Source organism: Leisingera thetidis (assembly GCF_025857195.1).
GTDB classification, from domain to species: domain Bacteria; phylum Pseudomonadota; class Alphaproteobacteria; order Rhodobacterales; family Rhodobacteraceae; genus Leisingera; species Leisingera thetidis.
The window spans coordinates 4,241,165-4,267,590 of the sequence record NZ_CP109787.1 but is presented as its reverse complement, the minus strand read 5'-3'; the positions used below and the strand labels follow the sequence as shown (position 1 = coordinate 4,267,590).

At 62.0% G+C, this 26,426-nt stretch carries 25 protein-coding genes, 3 tRNA genes and 1 pseudogene; 13 read left to right on the top strand and 16 right to left on the bottom strand.

Annotation, left to right across the window (positions count from 1 at the left end):
• Positions 1 to 43: 43 nt before the first annotated feature.
• Entirely contained in the window at positions 44 to 880 is an 837-nt protein-coding gene (locus OKQ63_RS20560) for a flagellar motor protein MotB (RefSeq protein WP_264211868.1), read from the bottom strand.
• A 296-nt stretch (positions 881 to 1,176) separates the two neighbouring features.
• On the opposite strand from OKQ63_RS20560, the gene nirK reads away from it, so the two are divergent.
• On the top strand, positions 1,177 to 2,301 hold the full coding sequence (gene nirK, locus OKQ63_RS20555) for a copper-containing nitrite reductase (protein WP_264211867.1): 1,125 nt from the start codon (positions 1,177 to 1,179) through the stop codon (positions 2,299 to 2,301).
• Positions 2,302 to 2,376: 75 nt separating this feature from the next.
• Entirely contained in the window at positions 2,377 to 3,171 is a 795-nt protein-coding gene (locus OKQ63_RS20550) for an SUMF1/EgtB/PvdO family nonheme iron enzyme (RefSeq protein ID WP_264211866.1), read from the top strand.
• 340 nt (positions 3,172 to 3,511) lie between these two features.
• Here OKQ63_RS20550 and hemN read toward each other — a convergent pair whose 3' ends face one another.
• Positions 3,512 to 4,867: an oxygen-independent coproporphyrinogen III oxidase gene (hemN, locus tag OKQ63_RS20545; RefSeq protein WP_264211865.1), complete on the bottom strand. Its 1,356-nt coding sequence runs from the start codon at positions 4,865 to 4,867 to the stop codon at positions 3,512 to 3,514.
• A 217-nt stretch (positions 4,868 to 5,084) separates the two neighbouring features.
• Between hemN and OKQ63_RS20540 the strand changes: the two genes are divergently transcribed.
• Positions 5,085 to 5,171: transfer RNA gene (locus OKQ63_RS20540), tRNA-Leu, on the top strand.
• 112 nt (positions 5,172 to 5,283) lie between these two features.
• On the opposite strand, the gene OKQ63_RS20535 is transcribed toward OKQ63_RS20540, so the two are convergent.
• Together OKQ63_RS20535 and OKQ63_RS20530 are read right to left on the bottom strand one after the other, a co-directional pair.
• Positions 5,284 to 6,771 (bottom strand): flavin-containing monooxygenase, encoded by a 1,488-nt coding sequence (locus tag OKQ63_RS20535; protein WP_264211864.1) that lies wholly within the window; start codon positions 6,769 to 6,771, stop codon positions 5,284 to 5,286.
• Positions 6,772 to 6,782: 11 nt separating this feature from the next.
• The gene (locus OKQ63_RS20530) at positions 6,783 to 7,226 is read right to left on the bottom strand and encodes a cupin domain-containing protein (protein ID WP_264211863.1); all 444 of its coding nucleotides are present in this window, start codon (positions 7,224 to 7,226) and stop codon (positions 6,783 to 6,785) included.
• Positions 7,227 to 7,352: 126 nt separating this feature from the next.
• On the opposite strand from OKQ63_RS20530, the gene OKQ63_RS20525 reads away from it, so the two are divergent.
• Entirely contained in the window at positions 7,353 to 8,399 is a 1,047-nt protein-coding gene (locus OKQ63_RS20525; RefSeq protein WP_264211862.1) for an AraC family transcriptional regulator, read from the top strand.
• A 135-nt stretch (positions 8,400 to 8,534) separates the two neighbouring features.
• Here the strand turns inward: OKQ63_RS20525 and OKQ63_RS20520 are convergent.
• The 3 genes and pseudogenes from OKQ63_RS20520 to OKQ63_RS20510 all read right to left on the bottom strand — a co-directional run.
• Positions 8,535 to 8,674, bottom strand: a pseudogene (locus OKQ63_RS20520) (IS3 family transposase); the annotation flags it as partial.
• A gap of 298 nt (positions 8,675 to 8,972) precedes the next feature.
• Positions 8,973 to 9,048, bottom strand: a tRNA-Thr gene (locus OKQ63_RS20515).
• Between the two features lie 15 nt (positions 9,049 to 9,063).
• Positions 9,064 to 9,303 (bottom strand): hypothetical protein, encoded by a 240-nt coding sequence (locus tag OKQ63_RS20510; protein WP_264211861.1) that lies wholly within the window; start codon positions 9,301 to 9,303, stop codon positions 9,064 to 9,066.
• A 467-nt stretch (positions 9,304 to 9,770) separates the two neighbouring features.
• Here OKQ63_RS20510 and OKQ63_RS20505 point away from each other — a divergent pair.
• Positions 9,771 to 9,857: transfer RNA gene (locus OKQ63_RS20505), tRNA-Leu, on the top strand.
• 6 nt (positions 9,858 to 9,863) lie between these two features.
• On the opposite strand, the gene OKQ63_RS20500 is transcribed toward OKQ63_RS20505, so the two are convergent.
• Positions 9,864 to 10,103 carry a hypothetical protein gene (locus OKQ63_RS20500; RefSeq protein WP_264211860.1) on the bottom strand — a complete coding sequence of 80 codons (240 nt, stop codon included), beginning with the start codon at positions 10,101 to 10,103 and terminating at the stop codon, positions 9,864 to 9,866.
• On the opposite strand from OKQ63_RS20500, the gene OKQ63_RS20495 reads away from it, so the two are divergent.
• The 8 genes from OKQ63_RS20495 (at position 10,102) to OKQ63_RS20460 (ending at position 17,015) form a co-directional block, all read left to right on the top strand.
• A complete protein-coding gene (locus OKQ63_RS20495; RefSeq protein ID WP_264211859.1) occupies positions 10,102 to 12,021 on the top strand; it encodes a M10 family metallopeptidase in 1,920 nt (639 codons plus the stop codon). The genes OKQ63_RS20500 and OKQ63_RS20495 overlap by 2 nt on opposite strands.
• A gap of 173 nt (positions 12,022 to 12,194) precedes the next feature.
• Positions 12,195 to 12,809 (top strand): ribonuclease D, encoded by a 615-nt coding sequence (locus tag OKQ63_RS20490; protein ID WP_264211858.1) that lies wholly within the window; start codon positions 12,195 to 12,197, stop codon positions 12,807 to 12,809.
• Positions 12,806 to 13,774, top strand: coding sequence for a KpsF/GutQ family sugar-phosphate isomerase (locus OKQ63_RS20485; RefSeq protein WP_264211857.1), 969 nt, complete (start codon positions 12,806 to 12,808; stop codon positions 13,772 to 13,774). Before OKQ63_RS20490 ends, OKQ63_RS20485 begins: the two co-directional genes overlap by 4 nt.
• Positions 13,775 to 13,796: 22 nt before the next feature.
• Positions 13,797 to 14,396: an LPS export ABC transporter periplasmic protein LptC gene (locus OKQ63_RS20480; protein WP_264211856.1), complete on the top strand. Its 600-nt coding sequence runs from the start codon at positions 13,797 to 13,799 to the stop codon at positions 14,394 to 14,396.
• A 3-nt stretch (positions 14,397 to 14,399) separates the two neighbouring features.
• Positions 14,400 to 14,912 carry a lipopolysaccharide transport periplasmic protein LptA gene (gene lptA / locus OKQ63_RS20475; protein ID WP_264211855.1) on the top strand — a complete coding sequence of 171 codons (513 nt, stop codon included), beginning with the start codon at positions 14,400 to 14,402 and terminating at the stop codon, positions 14,910 to 14,912.
• Positions 14,912 to 15,670: an LPS export ABC transporter ATP-binding protein gene (lptB, locus tag OKQ63_RS20470; protein WP_264211854.1), complete on the top strand. Its 759-nt coding sequence runs from the start codon at positions 14,912 to 14,914 to the stop codon at positions 15,668 to 15,670. The genes lptA and lptB overlap by 1 nt, the downstream gene beginning before the upstream one ends.
• A gap of 270 nt (positions 15,671 to 15,940) precedes the next feature.
• Positions 15,941 to 16,498, top strand: coding sequence for a ribosome hibernation-promoting factor, HPF/YfiA family (hpf, locus tag OKQ63_RS20465; protein ID WP_264211853.1), 558 nt, complete (start codon positions 15,941 to 15,943; stop codon positions 16,496 to 16,498).
• Between the two features lie 52 nt (positions 16,499 to 16,550).
• On the top strand, positions 16,551 to 17,015 hold the full coding sequence (locus OKQ63_RS20460) for a PTS sugar transporter subunit IIA (RefSeq protein WP_264211852.1): 465 nt from the start codon (positions 16,551 to 16,553) through the stop codon (positions 17,013 to 17,015).
• A gap of 309 nt (positions 17,016 to 17,324) precedes the next feature.
• On the opposite strand, the gene OKQ63_RS20455 is transcribed toward OKQ63_RS20460, so the two are convergent.
• The 8 genes from OKQ63_RS20455 to cysQ all read right to left on the bottom strand — a co-directional run bounded on the left by OKQ63_RS20455 (position 17,325) and on the right by cysQ (position 26,387).
• The gene (locus OKQ63_RS20455; RefSeq protein WP_264211851.1) at positions 17,325 to 18,761 is read right to left on the bottom strand and encodes a sulfotransferase family 2 domain-containing protein; all 1,437 of its coding nucleotides are present in this window, start codon (positions 18,759 to 18,761) and stop codon (positions 17,325 to 17,327) included.
• A gap of 6 nt (positions 18,762 to 18,767) precedes the next feature.
• On the bottom strand, positions 18,768 to 20,468 hold the full coding sequence (locus tag OKQ63_RS20450) for a DUF5927 domain-containing protein (RefSeq protein ID WP_264211850.1): 1,701 nt from the start codon (positions 20,466 to 20,468) through the stop codon (positions 18,768 to 18,770).
• A complete protein-coding gene (locus OKQ63_RS20445) occupies positions 20,465 to 21,451 on the bottom strand; it encodes a glycosyltransferase family 2 protein (protein ID WP_264211849.1) in 987 nt (328 codons plus the stop codon). Before OKQ63_RS20445 ends, OKQ63_RS20450 begins: the two co-directional genes overlap by 4 nt.
• Positions 21,452 to 21,635: 184 nt before the next feature.
• Entirely contained in the window at positions 21,636 to 22,685 is a 1,050-nt protein-coding gene (locus OKQ63_RS20440; protein WP_264211848.1) for a glycosyltransferase family 2 protein, read from the bottom strand.
• Between the two features lies 1 nt (position 22,686).
• Positions 22,687 to 23,670 carry a UDP-glucose 4-epimerase GalE gene (gene galE / locus OKQ63_RS20435; RefSeq protein ID WP_264211847.1) on the bottom strand — a complete coding sequence of 328 codons (984 nt, stop codon included), beginning with the start codon at positions 23,668 to 23,670 and terminating at the stop codon, positions 22,687 to 22,689.
• A 46-nt stretch (positions 23,671 to 23,716) separates the two neighbouring features.
• Entirely contained in the window at positions 23,717 to 24,610 is an 894-nt protein-coding gene (gene galU, locus OKQ63_RS20430) for a UTP--glucose-1-phosphate uridylyltransferase GalU (protein WP_264211846.1), read from the bottom strand.
• A 179-nt stretch (positions 24,611 to 24,789) separates the two neighbouring features.
• Complete coding sequence (locus OKQ63_RS20425; RefSeq protein WP_264211845.1) at positions 24,790 to 25,590, bottom strand: 3-deoxy-manno-octulosonate cytidylyltransferase; 801 nt, start codon at positions 25,588 to 25,590, stop codon at positions 24,790 to 24,792.
• A complete protein-coding gene (gene cysQ, locus OKQ63_RS20420; RefSeq protein WP_264211844.1) occupies positions 25,590 to 26,387 on the bottom strand; it encodes a 3'(2'),5'-bisphosphate nucleotidase CysQ in 798 nt (265 codons plus the stop codon). The genes OKQ63_RS20425 and cysQ overlap by 1 nt, the downstream gene beginning before the upstream one ends.
• Positions 26,388 to 26,426: the final 39 nt, after the last annotated feature.

Here is a 26,426-nt window from a genome sequence, read left to right as displayed (position 1 = left end):
TATGACCTATCTGCCAGCCGCCTGTTTCAGTGTTTCCGGGGGGTTATTCACGCAATAGAATGATTTCGATCCGGTCATTGCGGGCCGCCATCGGGTTTCCGACGGCCAGCTTGCGGTCGGCATGGCCCGTCACACGGTGAATGCGCCCCGTGGCCAGCCCGCCCGATTCGAGCAAGATGCGGGTCCGGTCTGCCCGGTCATGCGACAGTTCCCAAACCGGGTTCTTTGCCAGCACTACCGGATGCGAGCGGATATGGCCGCCAATGGCGATATTGCTGGTCACGCTTTCAGACACCCGGGCAATCATCCTGACCAGGTCACGGAACAGCGCTGTCGGCTCGGCCTGACCGTCCTTGAACAGCGGCATCTCCTCGGTTGCGAACAGCTCGATAATCAGCCCTTCGTCCGTAACCCTGGTGACGATATGCCGGGCCATTTCTACGGACACCATGCTCTCGCCGCCACGCCCGGAAAGCTGTTCCTCAATGGCGCGGAATTTGTCGTCTGCTTCCTCGCGTTTCTCACTGGATTCGACACCGGTTTCGCCCTGCGCCTTTTGAGCATCCATCGGATTGATATCCGTGGCCCCGGTGCCGGACTGCGGCTTGATTTCCTCGGTGAACATGCTGTCCCCCTGGAAGGCACCGTTGCCGCCGCCGGACACCCGGCTGAGCGGGATTGACGGCGAGAAGTAATCCGCCAGCCCTTTGCGTTGTTTTTCTGTCGTCGCGTTCAGCAGCCACATCAGCATAAAGAAGGCCATCATCGCGGTCACGAAGTCGGCATAAGCCACCTTCCACGCGCCACCGTGATGGCCATCGCCACCACTGACTTTTTTCTTCTTGATGATAATGGGCGCCACATTGCTCTGTGCGCTCATATCCACCACCACTATTTTCACCCACCACCGGAATAACAGGCGGCCCGTTAAACAGGGCTTAACAATTAAATTTGCCGGCAGTTCAGGGTTCAGCGGAACCTCTGGCTGTCGGTGGCTGGCGGGCAGCCGGCCGCGCCGGTGCGCAACCGGGCATCAAAATAATACCTGCATCTTAAAAACCACTTATCTCGACATCGAAGAATTTTATCGAAGGTTGATCGAGAGCAACCAAAGGCGACGAGGCCGGCGCTAGAGTCGGCTCGACACGGCACATGGGACACTGAAAGGAGAACATCATGCTGACCCGCAGAGCCGCACTGATGGGGGCTGCCGGCGTAGCAGCGCTGCCCGCACTTGCCAAAGCCGCCAAGGCCGAAAGCACCACCGTTCACGAGACCGCCGCGCCGGCGGACCTGTCCAGCCTGCAGCGCATCAAGCGAAAGCTGGTCGCGCCGCCTTTTGTGCATGAACACGAGCAGGTGGCACCTGGCGCGCCACGCATCGTCGAATTCGAGATGAAGATTGCCGAGAAGGAGATCGAAGTCGACCAGGGCGCCTATCTTCAGGGCATGACCTTTGACGGCTCCATTCCGGGTCCGATGATGGTGGTGCATGAGGGCGACTATGTCGAGCTCACCCTAATCAACCCGCCCGAAAACATGCTGCAGCACAATATCGATTTCCACGCGGCCACCGGCGCTTTGGGCGGCGGCGCGCTGACCCTGGTGAACCCGGGGGAGAAGACCGTGCTGCGCTTCAAGGCCACCCGCCCCGGCACCTTTGTCTATCACTGCGCCCCGGGCGGCCCGATGATCCCCTGGCACGTCGCCGCGGGCATGGCCGGCACTATCATGGTGCTGCCGCGCGAAGGGCTGTCGGACCACAATGGCAATCCGGTCAAATATGACCGCGTCTACTACATCGGCGAAAACGAATTCTACATTCCAAAGGACGAAAACGGCGATTACATCCGGTATCAGGATGTCGGCGAAAGCTATCCCGACACCCTGGAGGTCATGAACGGGCTGATCCCCAGCCACGTGGTGTTCAATGGCGCGGTTGGCGCCCTCACCGGCGAAAACGCCATGAAGGCGAAACAGGGTGAAAAAGTGCTGTTCGTGCACAGCCAGGCCAACCGCGACAGCCGCCCGCACCTGATCGGCGGCCACGGCGACCTGGTCTGGGAAGCCGGCAAGTTCAACAACGTGCCGGACCGCGACCTGGAAACCTGGTTCATCCGCGGCGGCTCGGCCGGGGCGGCGCTCTATGAGTTCCTGCAGCCCGGGGTCTATGCCTATGTGAACCACAACCTGATCGAGGCGGTGAACCTCGGCGCCACCGCGCATGTGGTGGTCGAGGGCGAATGGAACAACGACCTGATGGAACAGGTGGTCGCCCCGACTGAGTACACCGGCGCCTGACCTTCGGCCGGAGCGGAAACAGGACAGGGCGGCCGCACCACGCGGCCGCCCATTTTGCCCAGAGGGGATGCAGACATGAAAGTTGAGCTGATTGCTGCCGGGCTTGCCGGCGCCATTGGTCTGCCGGGGTTGTGGTTTACCGCAGCCAGGGAGCCGGCGCCGCTGACGGAAACCGTATCCATTGCCGCGGATAACATTGCCTACCGCCCGATCGGCAATTTCCACCGGAATGGCAAAAGCGTGTCAGCGCCGGAACACCAGCGCCACGTCGCAGCGTTCGAGATCATGAAACACCAGGTCTCGGCTGCGGAATATGCTGCCTGCGTGGCGGACGGTGCTTGCAAGGAGGCAGACGCCACGCCGGCAGAGCGCAGCCAGCCGCAAACCCATGTCAGCTGGCATGACGCCACCGCCTATGCCCAATGGTATTCCAAGAATACGGACCAGAACTGGCGGCTGCCGGACGACGCCGAATGGCAGCTGGCCGCAGCCGAAGTCTTTGCGGACGAAGCGGTTGAAAGTGACGATAGCGATCCGGCCCAGCGCTGGCTGCGCCAGTATGCCCGCGGGGTCACCCTGCGCGGCCTGCCGGGACCGGCGCAGAACCCCAAAAGCGAGCCCGGCGCCAACAGCAATGGTCTCACCGGCCTCGGCGGCAATATCTGGGAATGGACCGGCGGCTGCATGCAGAACGGCGAGGTGCAGAAGGACGGCAGCCTCAAGCTTGGCGACCCCTATTGCAGTGCCCGGATCACTGGCGGCCGCCACCGGGCCGTTGTGATCGATTTCATCCGCGATGCCAGCGTCGGCGGCTGCGCCGTCGGGCTGCCACCGGATTACCTGGGCTTCCGGCTGGTGAAAGGCAGCTGACAGAACTGCATACGGGACACTCCCGCGCCCGCAGGATCCCCGGCTGCGCCGGAACCCCTTGGCGGCCTTGGGCCCGGCAGCTGCGCTGCACCTTCTGCTGAGCGTCCGTTCAACGGCAAGCCTGCCGTAAACGGCCTTTCCAAGTGCTGGTTTGCCATCTCCCCTTCTCAAGGGAAAACCGCGCCGGAACGCGGCCGCCTGCGCGGCCCTCGCCTTGGCGACTGCGCGTGAGGCCCATGATGCGGAGAGCCGCGCTGTGCTTCGGCACAGCGCCATGCCCAACTGTGAGAGACCTCCCGCAGGAGGCCTCGGAACAGGCGGGAGCGCGCCGGAACCGTTTTCATGACGCCCGGCTGTAACGCACCCCTTCCGGCACATGCGCGTCCAAGCAGCTGGCGATGATCCGTGTCAGCGGGCGGCCCGCGGGCAGGATCTCCAGCGCCGCGCCGTCCAGTTTCACCAGATCGCCAAAGCGGGCCGCGATTTGGGCCATGTCCGCATCAAGCGTTGCCGCAAGATCACCGAACCGCTGCTGCAGCTGTTTCCGGTCCAGCCGGAAGTCGCACATCAGCATCTCGATGGCGCGGCCGCGCAGCAGGTCTTCCTGGCTCATCACATGGCCGCGCGCTCCGGTCAGCACCCCGGCCTCGACCCGCTGCACATAGGCAGGCGTGGCCGCGGCATTCTGGATGAAGCCGCCGGAAAAGCGGGAGATCGACGACGCGCCAAAGCCGATCAGCGCCGGGCAAGTATCGTCCGTGTAACCCTGGAAGTTCCGGCGCAGATGGCCGGTGCGGGCCGCCGCCTCAAGCCCGTCGCCAGGCTTGGCGAAATGGTCGATGCCGATTGCGGCAAAGCCCGCCTCGGCAAACTTTTCAGCTGCCAGCCCTGCCAGGTAATAGCGCGCCAGATCGTCCGGCAGCGTCTCTTCCTTGATCAGCTTCTGCCGCTTGGCCACCCAAGGCACATGCGCGTAGCCGAACAGCGCCAGCCGGTCCGGGTTCAGGCTCAGCACCTTTTCCACCGTGTCCGCCATCCGCGCCTGCGTCTGATGCGGCAGGCCATAGACAAGATCAGCATTGAGAGAAGTGACCCCCGCCGCACGCAGATCCTCGATAGAGGCCTTTGTCACCTCAAACGGTTGTTCCCGCCCGATTGCCTGCTGCACCAGCGGATCGAAATCCTGAATGCCGATGCTGGCACGGTTCATGCCTTCCGCCGCCAGTGCCGCGATTTTGCCCCGGTCGACCATGGTCGGATCGATTTCCACCGAGAATTCCCAGTCATCAGTCTGCGGAAAAACCGCCTTCACTGCCTGCGCCAGCCGGTGGATCAAAACGGGTGGCAGGATGGTCGGCGTGCCGCCGCCCCAATGCATCCGCCCCATCCGCAGCCCCTTTGGCAAGAGCGGCGCCACCAGCCGCAGTTCCTGCTCCAGCGTGCCGATGTAGTTTTCCACCGGACTCAGCGTCTGGGTGCCTTGCGTGCGGCAGGCACAGAACCAGCACAGCCGCTCGCAGAACGGGATATGCAGATAGACCGAGACCGGCACCTCCGGATCCAATGCCTGCAATTCGCGGGCCTGATCCGCGGCGCCCACGTCAGCAGTGAACACCGGCGCGGTCGGATAAGAAGTGTAGCGGGGCACCCGGCTGTCGAACAACCCAAGGGCTTGGAAGCGGTCAATCTGTTTCATGACTTTGCTATGCGCCTTTTAAGAAGGCCGTACTTTGCGCAGGATCAAACCGGTGCGCATTTTGCCACCCGCGCCAGCCTCGGGGAGATTGCGTCAACACACTGGAAAAGCTTGAGAAAACGAGTGGAGTACGAATTTCCCGGAAAATCCCCGATGACGCGCATTTTCCGTTTGACGCTGCCCGCGACTCCGCTTATACGCCCTCCTCACGACACCTGCCCAGGTGGCGGAATTGGTAGACGCGCTAGCTTCAGGTGCTAGTGTCCGTATGGACGTGGAGGTTCGAGTCCTCTCCTGGGCACCATCCCCCTCACTCGACATTCAAGCTGGTTCGGCAGGCCCGATAAGCCTCCACTGACTTGCTGCGCCCGCCGCAGTACGGCAGGCGCAGGCCAGGATTTTGCAGCTGGCGGCGCTCAGGCTGCGCTATATTGCGGCGTGGAGGCCAGAAAGCGGCCGTAAGCACCGGCATCAGGCGGCGCGAATTGCTCCGCCAGCGGGTTCGCGCGCTTCCACTGCGCCGCTCCCATATCCATCAAGAGCTCGTCGAAATGCTTGAAATGGAACGGCGCCGAACACAGCCCGCCATAGATTTGCGCGGCCGGGCGCTCCTTGCGGCGCCAGTCGAGCATCATCTGGATGTTCTCCTCCATTTCGCCGCGCGCGGGCTGCCGCGCCAGCTGGCCGTCGGCGTAGCGCACCAGCCAGTTCGCCACCATCTCCGCGGACAGAATCGTACAGAAGCTGGAATTGAAACCGACGAATCCCATCTCCGGGAGGTCCGGGTTCACAGCTAGCCGGTAGATGCGGTACTGGCCGTCCGGTTCGATCAGCTTGTCCAGGTGCCGCTGAGCCAGATAGGGGATCCCCAGTTTCCATCCCACTGCCGAGACCACCAGATCGGCGCCGATGCGCTGGCCGTTCTCCAGCACGATCTCATCGCCTTCATAGCGCGCAAAAGTGGAGCGGATGGGGACTATGGAGCCATCCTTGAAACCTTCAAACAGGCCCGGCGTCACAATCGGAACCGAGCAGGAGACGTCCTTTTCGATCGGCACATCGGGCACCATGTCCCATTTCCTCAGCCCCAGCTGCAGCTTCAAAAGCGTCTCTAATCCGCGGAAATTGGCCCAGATCAGCGGCTTGGCCATGCCATAAACCGCCCTGTGCAGCCAGCTGCGGCCCCAGCCGTTGAACTGCATCTCCTGCGCCCGCATGTAGAGCAGTTTCTTGAAGTTGATGCCGCCGACGAAATAGGGCACCCGCCAGACGTTCTGGCGGTAGACCAGATGCACCTGCCTGGCGCCATGCTGGGCCGCGTTCACCGCCACATCGGTGGCCGATTTGGAGCCGCCCAGTACGACCACCCGCTTGCCGCGCGCATGTTCCGGGTCGAGATACTCCGAAGAATGCACCACCTCGCCGCCTTGGGCGGTGAATTCCTCCTGCCCCGGATGACTGAGGATGTTCTTCTCCGAGAACTGGCCGGTGCAGACCACGGCAAAATCCACGTCCTGGACCCGGGTCTCGCCCCCTGCTTCAAGCATCAGCCGCCAGCCCGGCTGCCCGTCCGGACGCCGGTCCATCTCCAGCACATTGGTGTTCAGCCGGAAAAGGCGGTGCAGATCATGCTTGGCCGCATAAGAGTGCAGATAGGCATGCACCTGCGGCCCCTTGGGCCATTCAGGGTAATCCGCGGGCATCGGGTGGTCGGTGTAGCAGTACAGCTCCTTGGGCGATTGTGTCTGCACGCCGGGATAAGAGCGCGACAGCTCCCACACCCCGCCCAGATCGTGGCTGCGCTCGAAGCCAAGAACTTCATGCCCCTTTTCGGCAAAGGCTTTGGCCGCAGCCAGACCGCTTACTCCGCCGCCGATGACGGCGACCGTCTTGCGTTTTACCATGTCCGCCTCCCTTACTCAGACGGGGGCGGCAGGAAGTCGACTTCATGCAGCGCCGACAGCCGCACCAGCTCTTCCGGGTCGGTCACCCCGTCCAGCGCACAGAAGAGCTCAAACAGCTTTCGCGAGGGCGCCACCCCGAACACGCAGACGGCCTGCGCGCCGGAGCGGTTGAAAATGCCATGCGCCACGCCCATCGGCATCCGCACGGTGTCGCCCGGGCCGGCCTGATGAACCTCGCCGCCGAACTCCACCTCCAGCGTGCCGTCCAGCATGGTGATCCACTCATCCTGGGTGGGGTGCACATGCGGCGGCACAAATGTGCCGTCCGGAATGACCGCATGCCAGATAAAGGCGTTTTCGCTGTGCAGCTTGGGCGTGTAGATGTGCCCGACAACATTCCAGGACAGGCCTTCAAGCCCGCCGGACGCCTTGGTGATTCCCTGATCCAGAGCCATGGTTTCCTCCCTTGTCAGCTCGCCTCCCAAGCCTAGGGGCAGGTCCGCAAAAGGATTATCCAGAATGCGCAAAATAGCGCAGAACAGCGCGATTGCCTGACCGGGGATCCATGTTACGCTGCGAAAATGACCAGGCAGCAGGCAGAACACAAACGCGAGCCTTTGCGCGCGTGGCGGCAATTTCACAGCCGCGACGTCGACGAGGCACGCGCGCTGGTCGCGCGGAAATTCTGTGATCACCGCCTGCAGCCAAAGGGCCAGAGCCGTGGTTTCGGCACGCGTCACAACCACGTGCCCGGACGCAGCCTGTCGCTAAATTTCCTGAGCTACGGCGCTGCTGTGCAGATTGAGCCGGGCGAACTGCGGAATTTTTACCTAGTGCAAATGCCTCTCAGCGGCCGTGCCCGGGTGGCCAATGGTGCGGCAGCAGTGAACTCGGACCGCGGCCGGGCCACCGTGCTCAACCCGACACGGGAAACGCGGATGGCCTGGCACCGGGACTGCCGGATGCTGCTCCTGCAAATCGACCGGGACGCGCTGCACGGAATTGCCGAACACGCCGCCGGGCTGCCGCTGTCTGAGCCGGTGGTCTTCGACACCGCGGCGCCCATTGGCGCAGGCCCTCTGCAGGGCTGGGCCCAGCAGTTCATGGCCTGTGTCCACGCCACCGATGCAGAGGCCGGGTTTGGCAACTGGGGCGCCTTGCAGCAGCAGGTCATAGAAGAACAGCTGATCCTCGGCCTGCTGACCCATCAGCAGAGCAACATCCGCCATCTTATGAGCCAGCGCGCGCCGGAAGGCAGCTGTCTGCAGATCCGCCGCGCGCAGGACTATATCCATGCCAACGCCAGTGAGCCGCTGACCGTCTCTGCGATCGCCGCCGAGGCCGGCTGCAGCCTCCGCACCCTGCAAGCCGGTTTCCGCCAGCATTTCGGCCTGACACCGCTGGAGTACCTGCGCGACCTGCGGCTGGACCTGGCCCGCTACCTGCTGCTGTCCCGGCCCAGCGGAACAGCGGTCAGCAGCATCGCCTATGACAGCGGCTTCTCCCACTTGGGCCGCTTTTCACAACTCTACCGCACCCGTTTTGGCGAGTTGCCCAGCGCCACCCGCTCTGCCTCCACCAGGCAAACCGCGCGGTCCCCAATTGCGCGGCACAAACGCAGTGCTTAAGCCGCCACCACATGTTTTCCGCGCTGGCGGAGGACGGAACAGCTGCAGTTCAGCTGGGACAGGACGTCGTTTGTCTTGAGTGATAACTTTGACATTTCACCGAAAATGACGTGCTTCACTAGGTGTCCGCGTTTTTCAGTTCGCTCTGTTCAGGGTGCGGTCCTCTCTTGACCGTTGTGATGCTCCCGCGGGGAGAGCGCGTCGAGGCTCAACTGCGGGCGGTGATGATTGCAGCCCTCGCGCCAAGCCGCGATCAGGTCCCGGGCGTGGCGCAGATGGATTTTACGAGGGACCCGGCAGCCGGGTTTGAACTCAACGGTACCCGGAAAAGCCTGGGTCTGGATTTTTGCCAAGCGTGACGCCGTGCCTGTTATCGCCTGCATAGGTTCATGCAATCTGCAGAAAGCCTTCCCTCACTTCAACTTAGCAGGAAAGCGATCAGGTCCCCGCCGGATAAGTCCCAGACGCCCCTGAAATGCCCGGCATCAGGAAACAAACGTAAGGCTCTTGGCGGGGAAGGAAAATCCGAAACGATCGCAACACACTGTCTTTACAGCACATTTTCCGTAAAAATGGTGCCTCAAGAGGGACTCGAACCCCCGACCTTGTCCTTACGAAGGACCTGCTCTACCAGCTGAGCTATTGAGGCGATGCGACCGTCCGTTTAAACGCAACGAACGGCCCGATCAAGCAGATTCAAAAATGGAATCGTGTCTTGGGCATCCTTGGTGGATAGGCAGGCGAAAACCTCATCTTCGATCGGAATGCCGCTGCTGGTGGAAGCGATACAGTTCCAGTCACCACGCATACGGTTTAGCTTCCAGGGGATGGCTCCTGGTTTCCACGGAATATGCACGCCGCCAAAATCGATCGTCCAGATTTCCACCCTGCCGTCGATAATCACCTATGCCCCCTCATCGTTGAATTCGGAATCCTCACTGGCAGATGCCTTTTGCTTTCCGGGTTCAGGGCCTTTGTAACTTCGCCGCACCACTGGCAGAGGCCATGGCTTGACAGGCCCACAGTGGTTCAGAGTTTCCAGCCTCGCCCTGCCGGGCATAATGCCGGTGGCGCCGCCGGTGCGGAAGATCGCCCGGGCGCCAGGTCCGGCAGAAAGACGGTGCGGTACTTCGCGATTTCAGCCCCGGTTTGTCTGCTCTGTGTCCGGACAAACGCGTCTTCTTGACAGACCCGTGACAGCGTCAGTTTCCTCAGCCTGGCATCGACGCAAATGGCTTGGCTCCGGCCGGAAAGGATTGTGCGCCCCGTCCGCCGCCGCAAGTCCAGACGGCCTCTTGGTTCACCTTCCGGCCATGCCTTTTCCGTTTGACGCCCTAGGCGAACCGAATTATACGCGCCCACACGACACCTGCCCAGGTGGCGGAATTGGTAGACGCGCTAGCTTCAGGTGCTAGTGTCCGTATGGACGTGGAGGTTCGAGTCCTCTCCTGGGCACCAGTCTTTTCAGCAACAGCCTGTTTCCGAAAATACCTCAATAGCTGCTGAGGCAGTTTTCCCTGTATTATCAATCGGTTTAACGGCCCGGCCGGCGCTTGAGGTCAGGAAAAACGGGCTTTGAAAAATCCGCGGGAAACGATTAAAAGCCTTTAGATTGCGGCGATAATCGATATTTCCACCCTGAATTGCCGTCCATATGCAGCTCCAGCCGGCTGTTCGCGGCTGTTTGGGAGGATTTGTTTTCATGCGTTTCGATCACACCGGAAATACGGAAGTGCTTTCCGCAGCTACGGCTGAATTTGCCAGCATCCAAGAAACCTCGGACGCAATCAATGGGACAGGGACACGTTACAGCATGGCTGCCGGCGACACGTTTCAAGGCTCCCTGTCCAGCTCCGGCGACCGCGATTGGGTCGCGATCGAACTGACTGCAGGCGAAAGCTATACCATTGAAATGAGCGGCGCGGTCAGCGGCGGCGGCACGCTCGGCGACCCCTACCTGCGGCTGCACTCCGCGAACGGATCCCAGCTCCGCTATGACGATGACAGCGGACCCGGGTATGAAGCCGCGATAACCTTCACCGCATCCTCGACCGGCACCTATTACATCAATGCCGGCTCCTACCGCGACTCCGGAAGTGGCAGCTATACGGTTTCGGTTTCCGAGTACACACCGCCGGACCCCGGAACCCTCAATGACCTGGCCGGATACCTGACGCATGGCTTCTGGGAGGACCGCTCCCTGACTGCCAGAAGCTTTGACACATCAAGTGACAACGTTATCACCGTAAACCTGACAGGGCTGACTTCCGCGGGCCAAAAGCTGGCCCGCTGGGCGCTCGAGACCTGGGAAATGGTCGCCGGCATAGAGTTTTCCGAAACCCGGCAGGGCGCGGATATCAACTTTGATGACGGCGGCAGCGGCGCATATGCGAATTCCTCCGTATCAAACGGAAACATTCTTTATTCAACCGTGAACGTCTCCCAGGACTGGCTCGCCACCTATGGCACCAGCATCGACAGCTACTCGTTCCAGACCTATGTCCACGAAATCGGGCACGCATTGGGCCTGGGGCATCAGGGCAACTACAACGGCAGCGCAACCTACGGCATTGATGAGGAATTCCCCAACGACAGCTGGCAGTTGTCGGTGATGTCCTACTTCGACCAGGGCACCAACACCAGCGTGGACGCCAGCTCCGCGCTTCTGCTGACGCCGATGATGGCCGACATTATCGCGATACAGGACCTCTACGGAGCGCCGGACGGGGATGGTGCAACGGCCGGCAACACAATCTGGGGCCGCGGCAGCGGCCCGACCAGCGTGCTGAATGATTTCTTCGGCGATCAGGAAAAGTATGGGGGCTCTCCAGTCGCCTACACCATCTACGACCAAGGCGGCACCGATACCCTGGATGTCAGCCGGCATAACGAGAACAGCCGCATGGATTTAAGGGCGGCTCATTTTTCCGACGTGAACGGGCTGACCGGAAATATCGGCATTGCACGCGGAACTGTTATTGAAAACCTGATTTCTGGCTCCGGGCGTGACAGGGTCACCGGCAATTCTGCCGACAATTCCATCCGCACGCAGGCGGGCAACGACACTGTCAATGGCCGGGGCGGGAATGACACGATAAAAGGCGGCAGCGGGCATGATAAACTGTCCGGATCCTTCGGCGATGACAAATTAATCGGCGGGGCGGGCGGCGATCAGTTGTTCGGCGGCAGCGGCCGCGACAGGCTGGAAGGCAGCGACGGCAGCGATGGCCTCTACGGTGAAGAAGGCACAGACCGGTTGTACGCAGGCAAGGGCAGTGACAAGCTGGTCGGCGGCCTGGGAGACGACTTTGTATTCGGTGGAAAAGGCAGCGACCGCCTGAACGGAGGTTTCGGGAACGATGTGCTGACCGGCGGCCGGAATGGCGATGTGTTTGTGTTTCGGGGCAACCACGGCGACGACCGGATCACCGATTTCGACAGCGGAGCCGATCATGAAGCCATTGACCTCTCCAGCATCAGCACGCTGAACAGCATTGCCGATGTGCGCGCCGCCTCAGTCAATACGGCCGACGGCATGCTGATCACAACCGGCAGCGAAAGCTCGATCCTGCTGGAAGATGTGAGGATCAGAGACCTCGGGGCGGATGATTTCATCTTCTGATCTGCCGCCGGGCGGATCCTTGCCACTGCAGGCTGCAGTTCCATGCCCTGCAGCGCGGGGTGCTTGATCCTGCGCCGGCAGTTGCCTTTTGATGCGCAGTTGAGTTTGGCGGCCAAAGTACCTATTTCGTCTGCAGCACACCCCGGCGCAGTGTTCATCAAAAGGGAAATCCAGTGGCAAACCACCTGTACAAAAACGACCTGCCCGACGGGCTGGACCTCGGTCCCGTTGTCGCCATCGACTGCGAGACCATGGGCCTGAACCCGCACCGCGACCGGCTTTGCGTGATCCAGATGTCGGGCGGTGACGGCGACGCCCATATCGTGCAGGTGGAAAAGGGCCGGACCACGGCGCCAAACCTATGCCGGATGCTGGAAGACCCGGACGTGCTGAAGCTGTTCCATTTCGGCCGTTTCGACATTGCAGCCATGTATCACGCATTCGGCGCCCTGGCGGCTCCGGTCTATTGCACCAAGATTGCCAGCCGCCTGGTGCGCACCTACACCGACCGGCACGGGCTCAAGAATCTGACCCAGGAACTACTGGGCATCGACATCTCCAAGCAGCAGCAGATGAGCGACTGGGGCGCGGAAGAGCTGACCGAAGCCCAGCTCGACTATGCCGCTTCCGATGTCCTCCACCTGCACAAGCTGCGCGAGGCACTGGACAAGCGGCTGGCCCGCGAGGGCCGCACCGATATGGCGCAGGCCTGTTTCGGCTTCCTTCCCATGCGCGCCAAGCTGGACCTGGCCGGCTGGCCCGAAATTGACATCTTTGCCCACTCATGACCAATACAGAAAAATTCCTCGTCACCGCGCGGCAGGTGATCACCGATGAGGCCCAGGCGCTGAACACCCTGGCCGGGAGCCTCGACGCGCGCTTTGCCGAAGCGGCGCAGCTGATCCTGCAGGCCAAGGGCCGCATCATCGTCAGCGGCATCGGCAAATCCGGCCACATCGGCCACAAGATTGCGGCGACATTGGCCTCCACCGGCACGCCGGCCTATTTCGTCCACCCGGCTGAGGCCAGCCATGGCGATCTGGGCATGCTGTCAGAAGGCGACGTGGTGCTGGCGATCTCCAACTCGGGCGAGGCGCCGGAGCTGGCCAATCTGCTGGCCTTCACCCGCCGCTTTGCCATTCCGCTGATCGGACTCTCCAGCAAGATGGACAGCACCCTGATGAAACAGGCCGACGTGCATCTGCAGATCCCCTCGCTGGGCGAGGCCTGCGGCTTTGGCATGGTGCCGTCGATCTCCACCACGCTGACCCTGGCGATGGGCGATGCGCTGGCGATTGCGCTGATGAAGCACCGCGACTTCCGTCCCGAGAACTTCCGCGATTTCCACCCGGGCGGCAAGCTGGGCGCGCAGCTCAGCAAGGTGCGCGACCTGATGCACGCGGGCGACGCCCTGCCGCTGGTTGGCGCGGACACCCCGATGGCCGACGCGCTGATCGAGATCAGCCAGAAGGGCTTTGGCGTGGCCGGCGTTGCCGCCGCCGACGGCTCGCTGGCCGGCATCATCACCGACGGCGACCTGCGCCGCCACATGGACGGGCTGCTGGGCAAGACTGCGGCGGAAGTCATGACCGCCAGCCCCGCCACCATCCCCCCCGGTGCAATGGCGCAGGAGGCCGTTGCGGTGATGAACCAGCGCAAGATCACCTGCCTTTTCGTTGTTGATCCGGACAATGGCCGCAAGGCAGAGGGTCTTTTGCACATCCACGACTGCCTGCGCGCAGGCCTGGGCTGACTCGGGGCCTGGGGAACAGCAAATGGACAGCCACTCCAGAGCCGTCGCCTACCTAAAGGTACTGCTGCCGCTGACAGCCCTTGTTCTGCTGTCGACGCTGTTCCTGATCTCGCGCGGGGTCGACACCGAAGCGGTGATCCCGTTTGCACAAAAGGAAATCGAGGATCGGATGAAGGGTCAGCAAGTAACCGCCCCCTTCTTTTCCGGCACCACCGCACAGGGCGATGAGATCATGGTCACCGCCGCGCTGGCCAGGCCTGGCGGTAACGGCGCCCCCGCGGTTGCCAGCAGCCTTTCCGCCGACTTCAAACTTGCCCAAGGCGGCCGGATCACGCTGGCCTCCGAAACCGGCGCCATTTACCCGGGCCAGGATATGGCGCGGTTTACCGGCAGCGTGACAATCACTTCCGCCGACGGGCTTGTCGTCGAGACCGAAGAGCTGAACACCGCACTCAGCGGGCTAGAGGCCGACAGCCCCGGCCCGGTCCGCGCCACCGGCGCAATTGGTGAGCTGACCGCGGGCAATATGCGCATTGGCGTCAAAACCGAAGGCGGCCCGGTCCATATGCTGTTCAAAAACGGGGTGAAGCTGCTATATGATCCCCAGCAACCGGAAAGATAACCTGTGTCCTATTTGCGCGCTTTGATTTTCTGCCTGCCGCTGGCGCTTCTTCCCGGCCCTGCGGCAGCGCAAACGGCCTCCGTCGCCTTTGGCGCCGTCAAAGCCGACCCCAGCCAGCCCGTTGAAGTCACCGCCGACACCTTGGCGGTCAATCAGACCGATGGCTCTGCCGAATTCACGGGCAATGTGCTGATCGTCCAGGGCATCATGCGGCTTTCGGCTGACAAAGTGCTGGTGATTTACAAGACAGCAGGCGATGACGGCGCCAAGGCCGGCATCGAACGGCTGGAAGCCACTGGCAATGTGGTTCTGGTCAGCGGCCCCGACGCGGCCGAGGCACAGCGCGCCGAATACACCATCGACCAGGGCACCATCGTGATGACCGGCAATGTGCTCCTCAACCAGAAAAGCGGCACCCTGGCCTCGAACCGGCTGGAGGTGAACCTGACCTCGGGCACCGCAAGGATGGCCGGCCGGGTGAAGACCATCCTGAACCCGAACGGCGGCAGCAACTGATGGCGAAACCGAAACTGACCGTGACCGAAGGCTCCTCCGGGCTGCGTATCGAGAAACTGCGCAAATCCTACCGCAAGCGGGTGGTGATCCGGGATGTCTCGATGTCGCTAAACCGCGGCGAAGTGGTGGCGCTGCTGGGCCCCAACGGCTCCGGCAAGACCACAAGTTTCTATGCCATTGCCGGGCTGGTCTTCCCCGAAGCAGGCACCGTCAGCATCGACGGCCAGAACGTCACCGGCCTGCCGATGTACCGCCGCGCGCGGCTGGGCATCGGCTATCTGCCGCAGGAAATGTCGATCTTCCGCGGCCTGTCGGTGGAGGACAATATATCCGCCGTGCTCGACATCTCGCAAAAGCATGAGCACAAGCGCCGCGAACGGCTGGAAGAGCTGCTGTCGGATTTCTCGATCGAGCACCTGCGCCGTGCGCCCGCATTGGCGCTGTCCGGCGGGGAGCGGCGCCGGGTGGAAATCGCCCGCTGCCTGGCGGCAGACCCCAAGTATCTGCTGCTCGACGAGCCCTTTGCCGGGGTCGACCCGATCTCTGTCGGCGACATCCGCCACCTGGTCGCGGACCTGAAAAAGCGCGGCATCGGCGTGCTGATCACCGACCACAATGTGCGCGAAACCCTGGAGATCGTGGACCGTGCCTACATCCTGCACGACGGCCAGGTTCTGATGTCCGGCAGCCCCGAGGAAGTGGTGGAAAACGAGAACGTCCGCCGGGTCTATCTGGGCGACAATTTCCGCATTTCCTGAGCCTCCGCGCCGCGCGCAGACAACCGGAAAATATACCTGAAAGCCCCGGTTCTTTTTCAGCGATATCCATTGACTCTCCCGCTGTCTTGCCGTCGAATTGGCCCATGGCATACGCGCAGTCCGATGCAATCCGCTCTTCGGCCTTGGCAACAAGGCCCGGATGGATGCAGCCGGACGGCTGGCCTGCCCCCCGGTTCCGGACCTGACGTGACAGCGCCAAGGATTGCCTTGGCGGCGGGCCCGGCCGCAATAATTCGTGAAGGAGATCACATGCGTTACAAAATCAGCGGCAAACAGATCGACATCGGCGAAGCTCTGCAGACACATGTGCAGAATGAGCTGGGTTCGGCCGTTCAGAAATATGCCGAACGGCCGACCGACGCTGCCGTGGTCTTTTCCCGTTCGGCGCATGAATATGTGTGTGAAGCCACCGTCCATCTGTCGACCGGATTGAGCGCTCAGGCCAAAGCACATGCAACGGAGATCTATGCCGCGTTCGAGGCCTGCTGCGAAAAAATGGAAAAGCAGCTGCGCCGCTACAAGCGCCGCCTGAAGGACCACCACAAGGACCGCAGCGAGCCGGTTGAACATCTGGGCGCCAACTCGTATATCCTCGCCTCTGAGGAAACGGATTCCGAACCGGACTCCCTGCAGCCGATCATCGTTGCTGAAATGGAAACCCGCATTCCGTCTCTGTCGGTCGGGGAAGCGGTGATGCAGATGGAGCTGGCAGGTGCCCCGGTTCTGGTCTTCCGCAACGAAGGCAAGGACGGGTTGAATGTGGTCTACCGCCGCGAAGACGGCAACATCGGCTGGATCGATCCGTAAACACATCTAAGGCATCGGCGCCCCGCGGGGGGCGCCGGAACGGAGCAGACATATGCAGATTTCCAGCATCCTCAAGCCAGAGGCCGTCCGGGTGATCGGTGCGGCCTCGAGCAAGAAGCGCTTGTTCCAAGAAGTCGCGGATATAGCTCAGACCGCCTATGGCCTGGATGCCCAGGCCACGGTCGAGGCATTGCTGGACCGTGAAAGCCTCGGTCCGACAGGGGTTGGCCACGGCGTTGCCCTTCCCCATGCCCGTCTCGACAGCATCAGCGAGGTCTGCGGCGTCTTTCTGATCCTGGAAAAGCCACTGGATTTCGGCGCCGTTGACCGCCAGCCGGTTGATATCGCTTTTGCTCTGTTTGCCCCGGAAGATGCGGGTGTCGAGCACCTGAAAGCCTTGGCGCTGGTCTCGCGCACCCTGCGCGAGCAAAGCTTCTGCACCAAGCTGCGCGCCAACCACGACCCGGCCACCCTGTACACAATCCTGACCGAGGATCAGTCCGTCCAGGCGGCGTGAGACGTTTCCAGCAGTTCCGGCGGCCACTTTCCAGACCCAGCAGCACTACGTGCTGAGTATTCTGCTGCCAAGGGGCTGCCGCCCATCATCCACCGCCTGGCGGCAGCCCGCTTCCCGTTAGGCCGGACACGATCCGCGGCCAGCGGACCCGTACGGCTGCGCCCCATATCCAAGCCATGACTGGTCACAGGCCACGCCAAATCACGGCAAACCAGCGTCAGGCCCAGGCTGTTCCAGTTGTTTGGTCCCGCCAAACCGGCGGCGGTGGCAAGAAGTCCGCACCGGTTCCTGGGACAACCGGCGCCACATTTACCCCGTACGCCAAGGACCATATCCGAAGGCCAAATAATCGCGCTGGTAAACCGAGGCAATCTGCGCCTCCAGCTCCGCATCATAGATGTCCTGCAAGGCAAACGGCGCATCCCGGTCAGCCTCTGGCAGCGCAGCGGGCTCCATCCGCCCCAGCTTGCGTGCCAGGGCCGGCAGTTCCTCGCCCATCTCCGTCTCACGGATCAGAAGATCAGGGGAGCCAAGTTCGGCGAACCCTGCCAGCGCCTGGCTCTGAGTGGCCCATTCCGTATCCAGGCGGACCGAAGTCTGCCCCGCCAGATTTGCTTTGAGAAAGGCCAGGAACCCGGCAAAACACTCCCTGTGCTGTGCCAGCGAGTAGCCCGCATCCGGCCCTTCCTCCGGCAACTCCAGGCCAAACTGCCGTCGCAGCGTATTGCGGACCGGCCGGTAACTGCCCACACCGGCATTCAGGATCCGGCGGCAGAACACCGCATGTGCCCGCGCTGCCGGATGGCGCAGCACGGTGAAACTGCGGAATCCCTTGTTGCTGCGCTTCCACTGGCGCAGCTGTTTTTGATTCATGCCCTGAATCAGCCCTTCCGGCGCCACATGGTCCAGCCCGGCCATCCACTGCACAACCTCAGCCTCCGGTCCGCCCTTGAGCGGCAGATACAAAAGCGGCGTCACCACGCCCGCAACATACCCGGGCACCGCCGGACCGCGGCGCGGCTCGAAATTCGGCGTGCGGGTCAGATTGAACCGGTCCATGCCCGAGAGCGCCTCCTGCATCTCACCGGGGTTGGCCACCTTGCTCAGCACCGGCGCCGGGTTTTGCCGTTTGAGGCTTTCATCCAGACCGTCCAAACGCCCGGACAAGCCCAGCCAGCGGGCCAGCCCGTTCATGACCTCGACGCTCTGCAAATCTTCATACGCCAGGTAAAACGCTGTCTGACCCAGCGTCTGCAAACGGTTCAGAAGCGTGACCTGAAAATCCTGCAGCACTTCCACATGGGAGGAAAACTCAGCCGCATCGAACCACGGCTTGGCATCCTTGCGGCGCTTTACATTGGTCAGCTTCCACTGCCCGGTTTCCTGAGCAATCTTCCATGACACATAGCTGTCCAGCGGATTGCGGGTCAGCACGATCTTGGCGCAGCGCGGGTCCTCGAGCATCGGGTTCAGAATCCGCGGATCATGATCATGGAAATATCGGAAGCCCCCCAGCACACCGGTCTGCGCCTTGATCCCGTTGATCAGCCGCTCCGGATCCGCCTCCCGCATGGCCTGGGTCACTCCCAGCAGCTCTGTCTTGTTCGGATATCCGATGAAATGCGGATTGAACGCCTCGCCGTGACAGCTGAGCCCGTCAAACGCATTGAGGTTGGCCTCCAGAAAATTGGAGCCCGTCCGCATTTCAGCAAAGACAACGAAGTAGTCGAATGAGGAATCAGGCATCAGAATTCATCGCACCAGATAAGGTTTGCGCTGCGGTTTGGAGAGACTGACAGGGTTTTGCTCCACCGGGAAGTCCCCCATCAGATAAGGGTGCATGCCCTGGTTTTTCAAATTCTGCAGAAACTGCCCGAACCCTTCAAGGTTCGTCATCTTGGGCGCCTCGCTCAGATGCCGTGCAGCCAGAAGACCGATCTCATCGACGATGGTTTGCAAAGGCTCCATCGGCGCCTCCACAAACTCCGCCATGGTCCAGATCCGCACCCGTGCCTTGGTCCACTGCGAGCGCAGGATCTGCAGCTGCTCGGCCTCGACCTGCTGCAGCCTTGCAGCCTCTTGCCGGAGGTCCGCAAAGTTACGGTTGGATTTGAACAGCGGCACCGCCCAGGCGCCGCTGATCACCGAAACCTGGGCATTGGAATCCCGTGCCGCCAGCCAGTTCACAGCCTGGTTGTCGCGCGGCCCGAATTGGTAGCATTGGCGCTCGCCGCGGGTGTTCCAGATCAGACTGGTGAGAAAGCTCTCCGGATTGTAGTCACGGACCTTGGCATTGCCGTTGAGGCAGCCATTGACCAGGCTTTGCCCCTCGGAGAACTCCGCCCCTTCCGGCGCAAAGATATGGCCGTGCACCCGGGCGCCGGTTGTCCTGGCCAGCCAGGTCTCAAAATCCTCGAACAGTTCAGCAAACCCCTGAAACACCGAATACGGGCTGGAAGTGATGCCGTTTTCCGACCCATGGCCGGGAAAGCGGCTTTGCATGTACAGGCCGGGCCGCCCCCGCGTGCGCCGTTCCACCGCTTTGGCAAAGATCCGGTCGATCTTGCCCGGGTTCGGCTCGGTCCGCTTCATCGCGCCGGCGGGGTCGGTCAGAAAGGTTTGGTACAGCCGCTCTGCATGCGGCCAGATCTTGCGGGCAACAAAGCAGTCGGAACGGCGCAAAAGCTGCAGATGGTCGTCGTAGAAAATATGCGGCTTGCCCTGGAAGTCGAACTTCGACAGCGTCAGCGAGCGGCTTTCGATATTGCTGGAGTACTGCCGCACCAGGGTCTGGAAATAGCTTTCGTCCGGGATCCAGACCTTGCGGAAATAGGCATCATAGACCGGGCGCTCCGGATCTTCCAAAATGGCAGACAAAGTCTGCCGGGTCAGGCACCACCACTGGCTGCCCATGTGCGGCACCAGACCCGCCGGGATCCTGCGCTTGAAGCCCAGCTTGCGCTGCAGCGCCACATAGCGGTCGAACAGGTAGCGGTGTTTCTTCCAGGAAAACGGAAACCGCAGGGTGAATCGTTCATGGCTCAAGCCTCCGACAATCCAGGGCACATCGGCGGTGGTGGCGCTTTCGATGAAATCTGTGCGCGGACGGGCGGCCAGGTAACTGGTCAGTTCCTGGACCGGCCTGAGCGGCAGGCAGGAACCCGAAGCAAGGTAGACGTGGCGCACCCCGGGAAACTCCGCCAGCATCACTTCTGAGGCCGATTGCGAAGCGGCAACGATCCCCCAGGTGCCCCATTCGCAGCGGTGGCGGGCGGAAAAGCGGACAAGCGGATCCGCCGCCAGCGACTCGCGGAAGCGGGTGAACACCTGGCGGTCCACATTGCGGTCCACATGCAGCACCACCGGGCAGCCGCTGGCGGTCCAATGGCGCACCACCTGTGCCGCCCGCTCCAGCGCGGTGTGGACCAGCATGACAACCCCAACGGTGCTCATGCCCAGTTCCCCTTGGACATCAGCCCCAGGATCTCAAGCTGGCGCCAATTGATGTATTTCTCGCTCCACTTGCACCACAGTTCCGGCTGCTCTGCCAGCTTGCCGGCATAGGCCTTGTATTCCAACGATCCGGCATAATGCTGACCACGGTCCATTTCCTCCCGCGCCTTGGCGGTGAAGGTGTCGAGGAACTTGGTATGCAGCAAAGCGCCGCTGGCCTTCTCGCCGCCATCACTCTCATAGACCTGGTTCAGTCCCCGCGGCAGCAGCGCATGGGTGGAACTGGCATAGGCATAACGGCGGTGCCATTTGACCAGCGGGATCTTGTTCAGCGCCGGCGCCTTTTCAGGCTGGTCGGCAAAAAACACCCGTGCCCTCGGCCCGCCCTGGATCCACAGGTTGCCGTATTCCGGATTGCGGGTGATTGAATAATTGCCGCTGTCGAACCAATGGGCAATCTCCAGCGGGTTCTGCCCGGCCTGGTACGGCACCTCTTCAATCCGGCCTTTGGGATAGACATCCAGCAGCATCGCCGAAAAACTCCGGATCGCCGAGTTGTCCAGCCAGTCGGTCAGTGCCCGGATCGGGCGGGTGTCGCAGAACGGGTAGACAAAGAACTCATCCGGATCGACCACCAGCACCCAATGGCCATGCGCGTACTTGCGCTTGAGATAGTTCATCCAGTCGATGCCGAATCCCGCCCGCTTGTAACCGGCCGTGGTGTGCCACAGCGAGACATCCGCCATCCCGCGCAGGTAGTCCGCCGTGCCGTCGGTGGAGCCGTTGTCCACCAGCAGGAAGTGGTTGATTCCCATGCCGCGGTAGTACTGCAGGAAATATGGCAGCCGGATCTGCTCGTTGCGCATGGTGCAGACCAGCAGGATATCGCCCCGCTGGATTGCCCCGGTATGATCCTGAACAGGCGTCAGTTCACCGGATTTGCGCACCGCGCGCACAAGCCGCCGCTTGCGCCGCAACCGCATCCGGTAAGAATCCCAAAGCCCCACGTTTACTCCAAACCATTATCCAAGGAGCGCGCCCGACTGCCCAGGCCGCCCCGGACCTGTGGCAAGTTTCCGCACAATATGTCACGAGCACATTGTATTAACAACGAATTTAGAAACAGTTACGCAGTTCCAAGGCCCGGCTGCAACAGTTCTGCGGCCGTCAGGCGGCTCCCCAGTCCAACGGTGTCATCAGCCCCAGCTCCGCCAGCTGCTCAGGATCCTGGTACCGTACAGACCCGGGATGCCACAAGTCCGGCGCCGCTGCGATCCCATCGTAATAACCATCAAACTGCTGTGGTGTGTGGAAATGCTGCTGCCGCTGCTTCTCGGTTGCGGATTTGGAAACAATTTCCGGCAGGAATTTTGTGTGCAGAAGCACTCCCGAAGGCGAAGCGCCCCCCGGTCCGTCATAGAGAGCATTCATCTGCGGCGGCAGCAGGGAATGCGTGGAGTTGATGTAGGCATAGCGGCGGTTCCACCGGATCAGCGGCAGCTTGTTCAGCGTCGGCGAGCGCTCCGGCTGCGAATGGAAAAACACCCTCTCCCGAGCGCCGCCCTGAACCCACAGGTTGCGCATCGGCTGCTGTCGCACCGCCCGGTAAGGCCCGGTGTCAAACCAGTGCAGCACGCCGCGGGGATCCTGCCCTGGCGTGTAACTTTGGTCTCCCAGCGGCCCTTTGGGATAAAGATCCAGCATCAATGCGCCCAATCCCAAACAACCCTGCCGTTCCAGCAGCATTGTCAGGCTGTCCAGCCCGTGATCCTCCATCCCGGAATAGACCAGCAGCTCATCCGCATCCACCGTCAGGCACCAGCGCCCATGCCCATGGCGGATCAGCAGCCAGCCCAGCCAGTCGAGGCCAAAGCGCGAATTCCGGTAGCTGGCCGCGGTCTGCCAAAGGGAGACATCCGGCTGCTCTGCCAGCAGGTCCGCACTGCCGTCATCGCTGCCATTGTCGACCACCAGAAAATGCGCAGCACCCAACCGCCGGTAATAGTCGAGGAAGAAGGGAAGCCGGGTGATCTCATTGCGCAGCACGATGAAGGCAAGAACCCCCTCATCAGGGATCTGCGCGGTATGGCCTGCCACCTTGGCCATCTGACGGCGCGCCCGCAAAGCCCGCCACAGCATCCGCCGCCGCTTCCACCGCAACCGGTAGGCCCCGGTCAGGCCCAGCGGCGGCAGATCAGGGGCGGCCGGTTCTGACACTTCAACCCTCGTAATGGCCGGTCTTATGCCATTCCCAGGCGTCCGCGATCATCACTTCCAGGGTGGAACGCCGCGGCTCCCATCCCAGATCGGCGACTGCACGGGTCGAGCCCGACACCAGCTTGGTGCAATCTCCAGCACGGCGAGGACCGGTGCTGCAAGGCACTTTCCGGCTGGTCACGTCCTCGGCTTTGTCCATCACTTCACGCACCGAAAAGCCGGATCCGGTACCCAGGTTGAACACTTGGCTGCCCTTGCCGTCTTCCAGCCACTTCAAGCCCAGCACATGCGCGTCCGCCAAATCGCAGACATGAACATAGTCGCGGATGCAGGTTCCATCGGGCGTGTCGTAATCGGTGCCGAAAATAGTCAGCGCGTCGCGCTTGCCCGCAATCGCATCCAGCACCAGCGGCACCAGATGGGTCTCGGGGCGGTGGAATTCACCGACCTCGGCCTCGGGATCGGCGCCCGCCACGTTGAAATAACGGAAGATCACCGAACGCAGCCCATACGCGGCCCCGAAATCCTTGAGGATATCCTCCACCGCGCGCTTGGAGGCGCCATAGGCATTCAGCGGCAGCTGCGGAGTGTTTTCATCCAGCACCACATTGTCATGCTCGCCATAGGTGGCGCAGGTCGAGGAGAACACGAAGTCCAGGCAGCCCGCGGCCACCGCGGCCTCGATCAGGTTGAGCGAGCCGCCGGTGTTGTTGGCCCAGTAGCTACCCGGCGCGCTCATCGCTTCGCCTACCTGGCTGAGAGCTGCGAAATGCATCACTGCGGCCGGCTGATACTTGGCAAACACCTCATCCAGCCGGGCGCGGTCAAGCAGGTCGCCCTTCTCGAAGGGGCCGAATTTCACCGCGTCCTGCCAGCCGGTCACCAGGCTGTCATAGGTTACAGGAGTGTAGCCCGCCGCCTTCAGTGCTTTGCACGCATGCGAGCCGATATATCCGGCACCGCCGGTCACGAGTATGTTCACCACTGCCTCTGCCCCATGCTGGGCCGCCCAAAATGGGCGGCCAAAGTGGTTACTGCGCGGCTTGGCCGACCTGCGCAATCTCGGTGATGTAGTTCATCAGATCTTCCCGCAGTTCATCACGCGCCAATGCAAAGGCAACAGTCGCCTGCAGGAACCCAGACTTGGAGCCGCAATCGAACCGCTGGCCGCGGAAGCGGTAGCCGTAGACCGGCACATCCTTGGTGATATCCTCGGCAATCGCATCAGTCAGCTGGATTTCGCCGCCCGCGCCCTGCTTCATCTTGTTGAGATTCTTCAGCACCGACGGTGCCAGGATGTAGCGGCCAATCACCGCCAGGTTCGATGGCGCCTCTCCGGCTTTCGGCTTTTCAACCATGCCATTGGCCAGGACCACCTGGCCCATGTCCTCTTTCACATCCAGCACGCCATAGGAGGAAGTCTTCTCCGGCGGAACTTCCATAGCCGCAACCATGTTGCCGCCGGTTTCCTCATAGGCTTCTACCATCTGCTGCAGGCAGGGCTTTTCGGCCGCGATCACATCGTCGGGCAGGATCACCGCGAAAGGCTCATTGGCAATCAGCCGGCGGGCGCACCAGACCGCATGGCCCAGGCCCAGCGCCTTGTGCTGGCGCAGATAGGCGATTGCCCCGGATTCCATATCTGTGCTCTTCAGCACTTCCAGAAGCTCATCCTTGCCCTTCTTGCGCAGTTCCTGCTCCAGAACCGGCGAATGGTCGAAATAATCTTCCAGCGCGCCTTTGCCGCGCGAGGTGACAAAGATGAACTCCTTGATTCCGGCGGCGCGCGCCTCGTCGATGGCGTATTGCACCAGCGGCCGGTCGACCAATGTCATGATTTCCTTCGGGACGGACTTTGTTGCCGGCAGGAATCGGGTCCCCAGGCCTGCAACCGGAAAAATTGCTTTGGTTACTTTTCTGCGCATGGCGTTCTCTCAATACTCAAATTCCGGGACCGGCGGCGGGCTCCCGCGCACCGCGCGGGGACGCTGGCGCGCATCATGCCCGGCTATCTCCAACAAAATGTAAAGCAGCTGCCCGCTGCCTCCGGCTGCCGCTTCGCAGCTGCCGGCTGGTTGTTCTGTTTCTCATTACCATAATCCAGTCACTCGTGCCCCATTTTCTTCATCATGGCCTCCAGGCGTGGCACATCCTCAGGGTTGTTCAACTCCCAGAACTCACGCCCGCGCGCTTCAACCTCAACACACAGTACCTTGCGCCCGTTTTCCAGGAAGCGCAGCTGCTCCAGTCCTTCGAGTCTCTCCAGCGGCCCGGTCTGCCAGTCAGGATACGCCGCCAGAGCATCCGGGCGGTAGGCATAGACTCCGACGTGGTGAAAGACTGGCGTATTTTCGCCATCCTCAAAGACCTGTGCGCAAAAAGGCACCACCTCCTTGGAGAAATAGAGCGCACTGCGGTCTTCGGCAAATACCGCGGTCGTGCCGCCAACCCGACCGGCCTTGCGGTCAGCCAGGAGGCTGTTCAACGTCTCACCGTTGCAGCGCAGCACCGGCGTTGCCAGCCCCATGCCGGGCGCGGCACGCAGGCCCGCCACCAGGTCCTCGACAAACCAGTGCGGGGTCAGCGGCGCATCGCCCTGCAGGTTCACCACGATCTCGTAGCCGCCGCCCAGCGCCGCAAGCGCCTCGGCGCAGCGTTCGGTGCCATTGGCGCAGGATTCCGAGGTCATCACGACCTCGGCCCCGAATGCTTCCGCAGCCTGCTTGATGCGATCGTCATCCGTCGCCACAACCACCCGGTCCGCGCCCTGCACCGAGCACGCCGCCCGCCAGGAGCGCTCTACCAGCGAGCGTTTCTCGCCGGTGGCACCGGTCAGCGGCACCAGCGGTTTGCCGGGATAGCGGGTCGAGGCATAACGGGCGGGGATGACGATCAGGACAGACATCAGGCTTTCTTCAATTCCACAGCCGGTGCATAGGCGATGAAGAAGGGGTTCGCATAGCCCTCTTTACCGTAAACAAGCGGGGAATGATCGTCAAAACGCACCACTTTGCCGCCAGCCCCCGCGAGCACCGCGTGACCGGCAGCAGTGTCCCACTCCATGGTGCGGCCGACGCGCGGGTACAGATCCGCCTCGCCAGTGGCCACCAGGCAGAACTTCAGCGACGAGCCGGCGCTCTTGCTGTCCTTCACGCTGTACTTGCCGATGTAATCATCGGTCGCCTGGTCGCGGTGCGATTTCGACGCCACCACCATCAGTGCGGAATTGTCACTGTCCGCAACCCGGATCGGGCGGGTCTCGCCGATGGCCTCGGGATCAAAGGCTCCGGTTTCCTCGACTGCGCTGCCATCCGCCAGGGTAAAGAACATGCGCTGCTTGGCCGGTGCATAGACCACACCGCGGGTCGGCACGCCCTTTTCCACCAGTGCGATGTTGACGGTGAAATCGCCGCGGCGGTGGATGAACTCCTTGGTGCCGTCCAGCGGATCGACGATCAGGAAAGTATCGCCGCGCTCCTTGTGCGAAGCCGACTGCTCTTCGGTGACCAGCATCATGTCCGGGAATGCCGCCCGCAGGCCGGCCGAAATCAGCGCATCAGCAGCTTCATCCGCTGCCGTTACCGGGCTTTCGTCGGATTTCACCTTCACGTCGAAATCATCGGAGTTATAGATCTCCATGATCTTCGCACCGGCTTCGATGGCCAGGCGGCGGATCACGGGCACCAGGTCTTGATAAGTCACGCAGGTCTCCCTAACACGGGTTTAATTGAAAATTTGCCT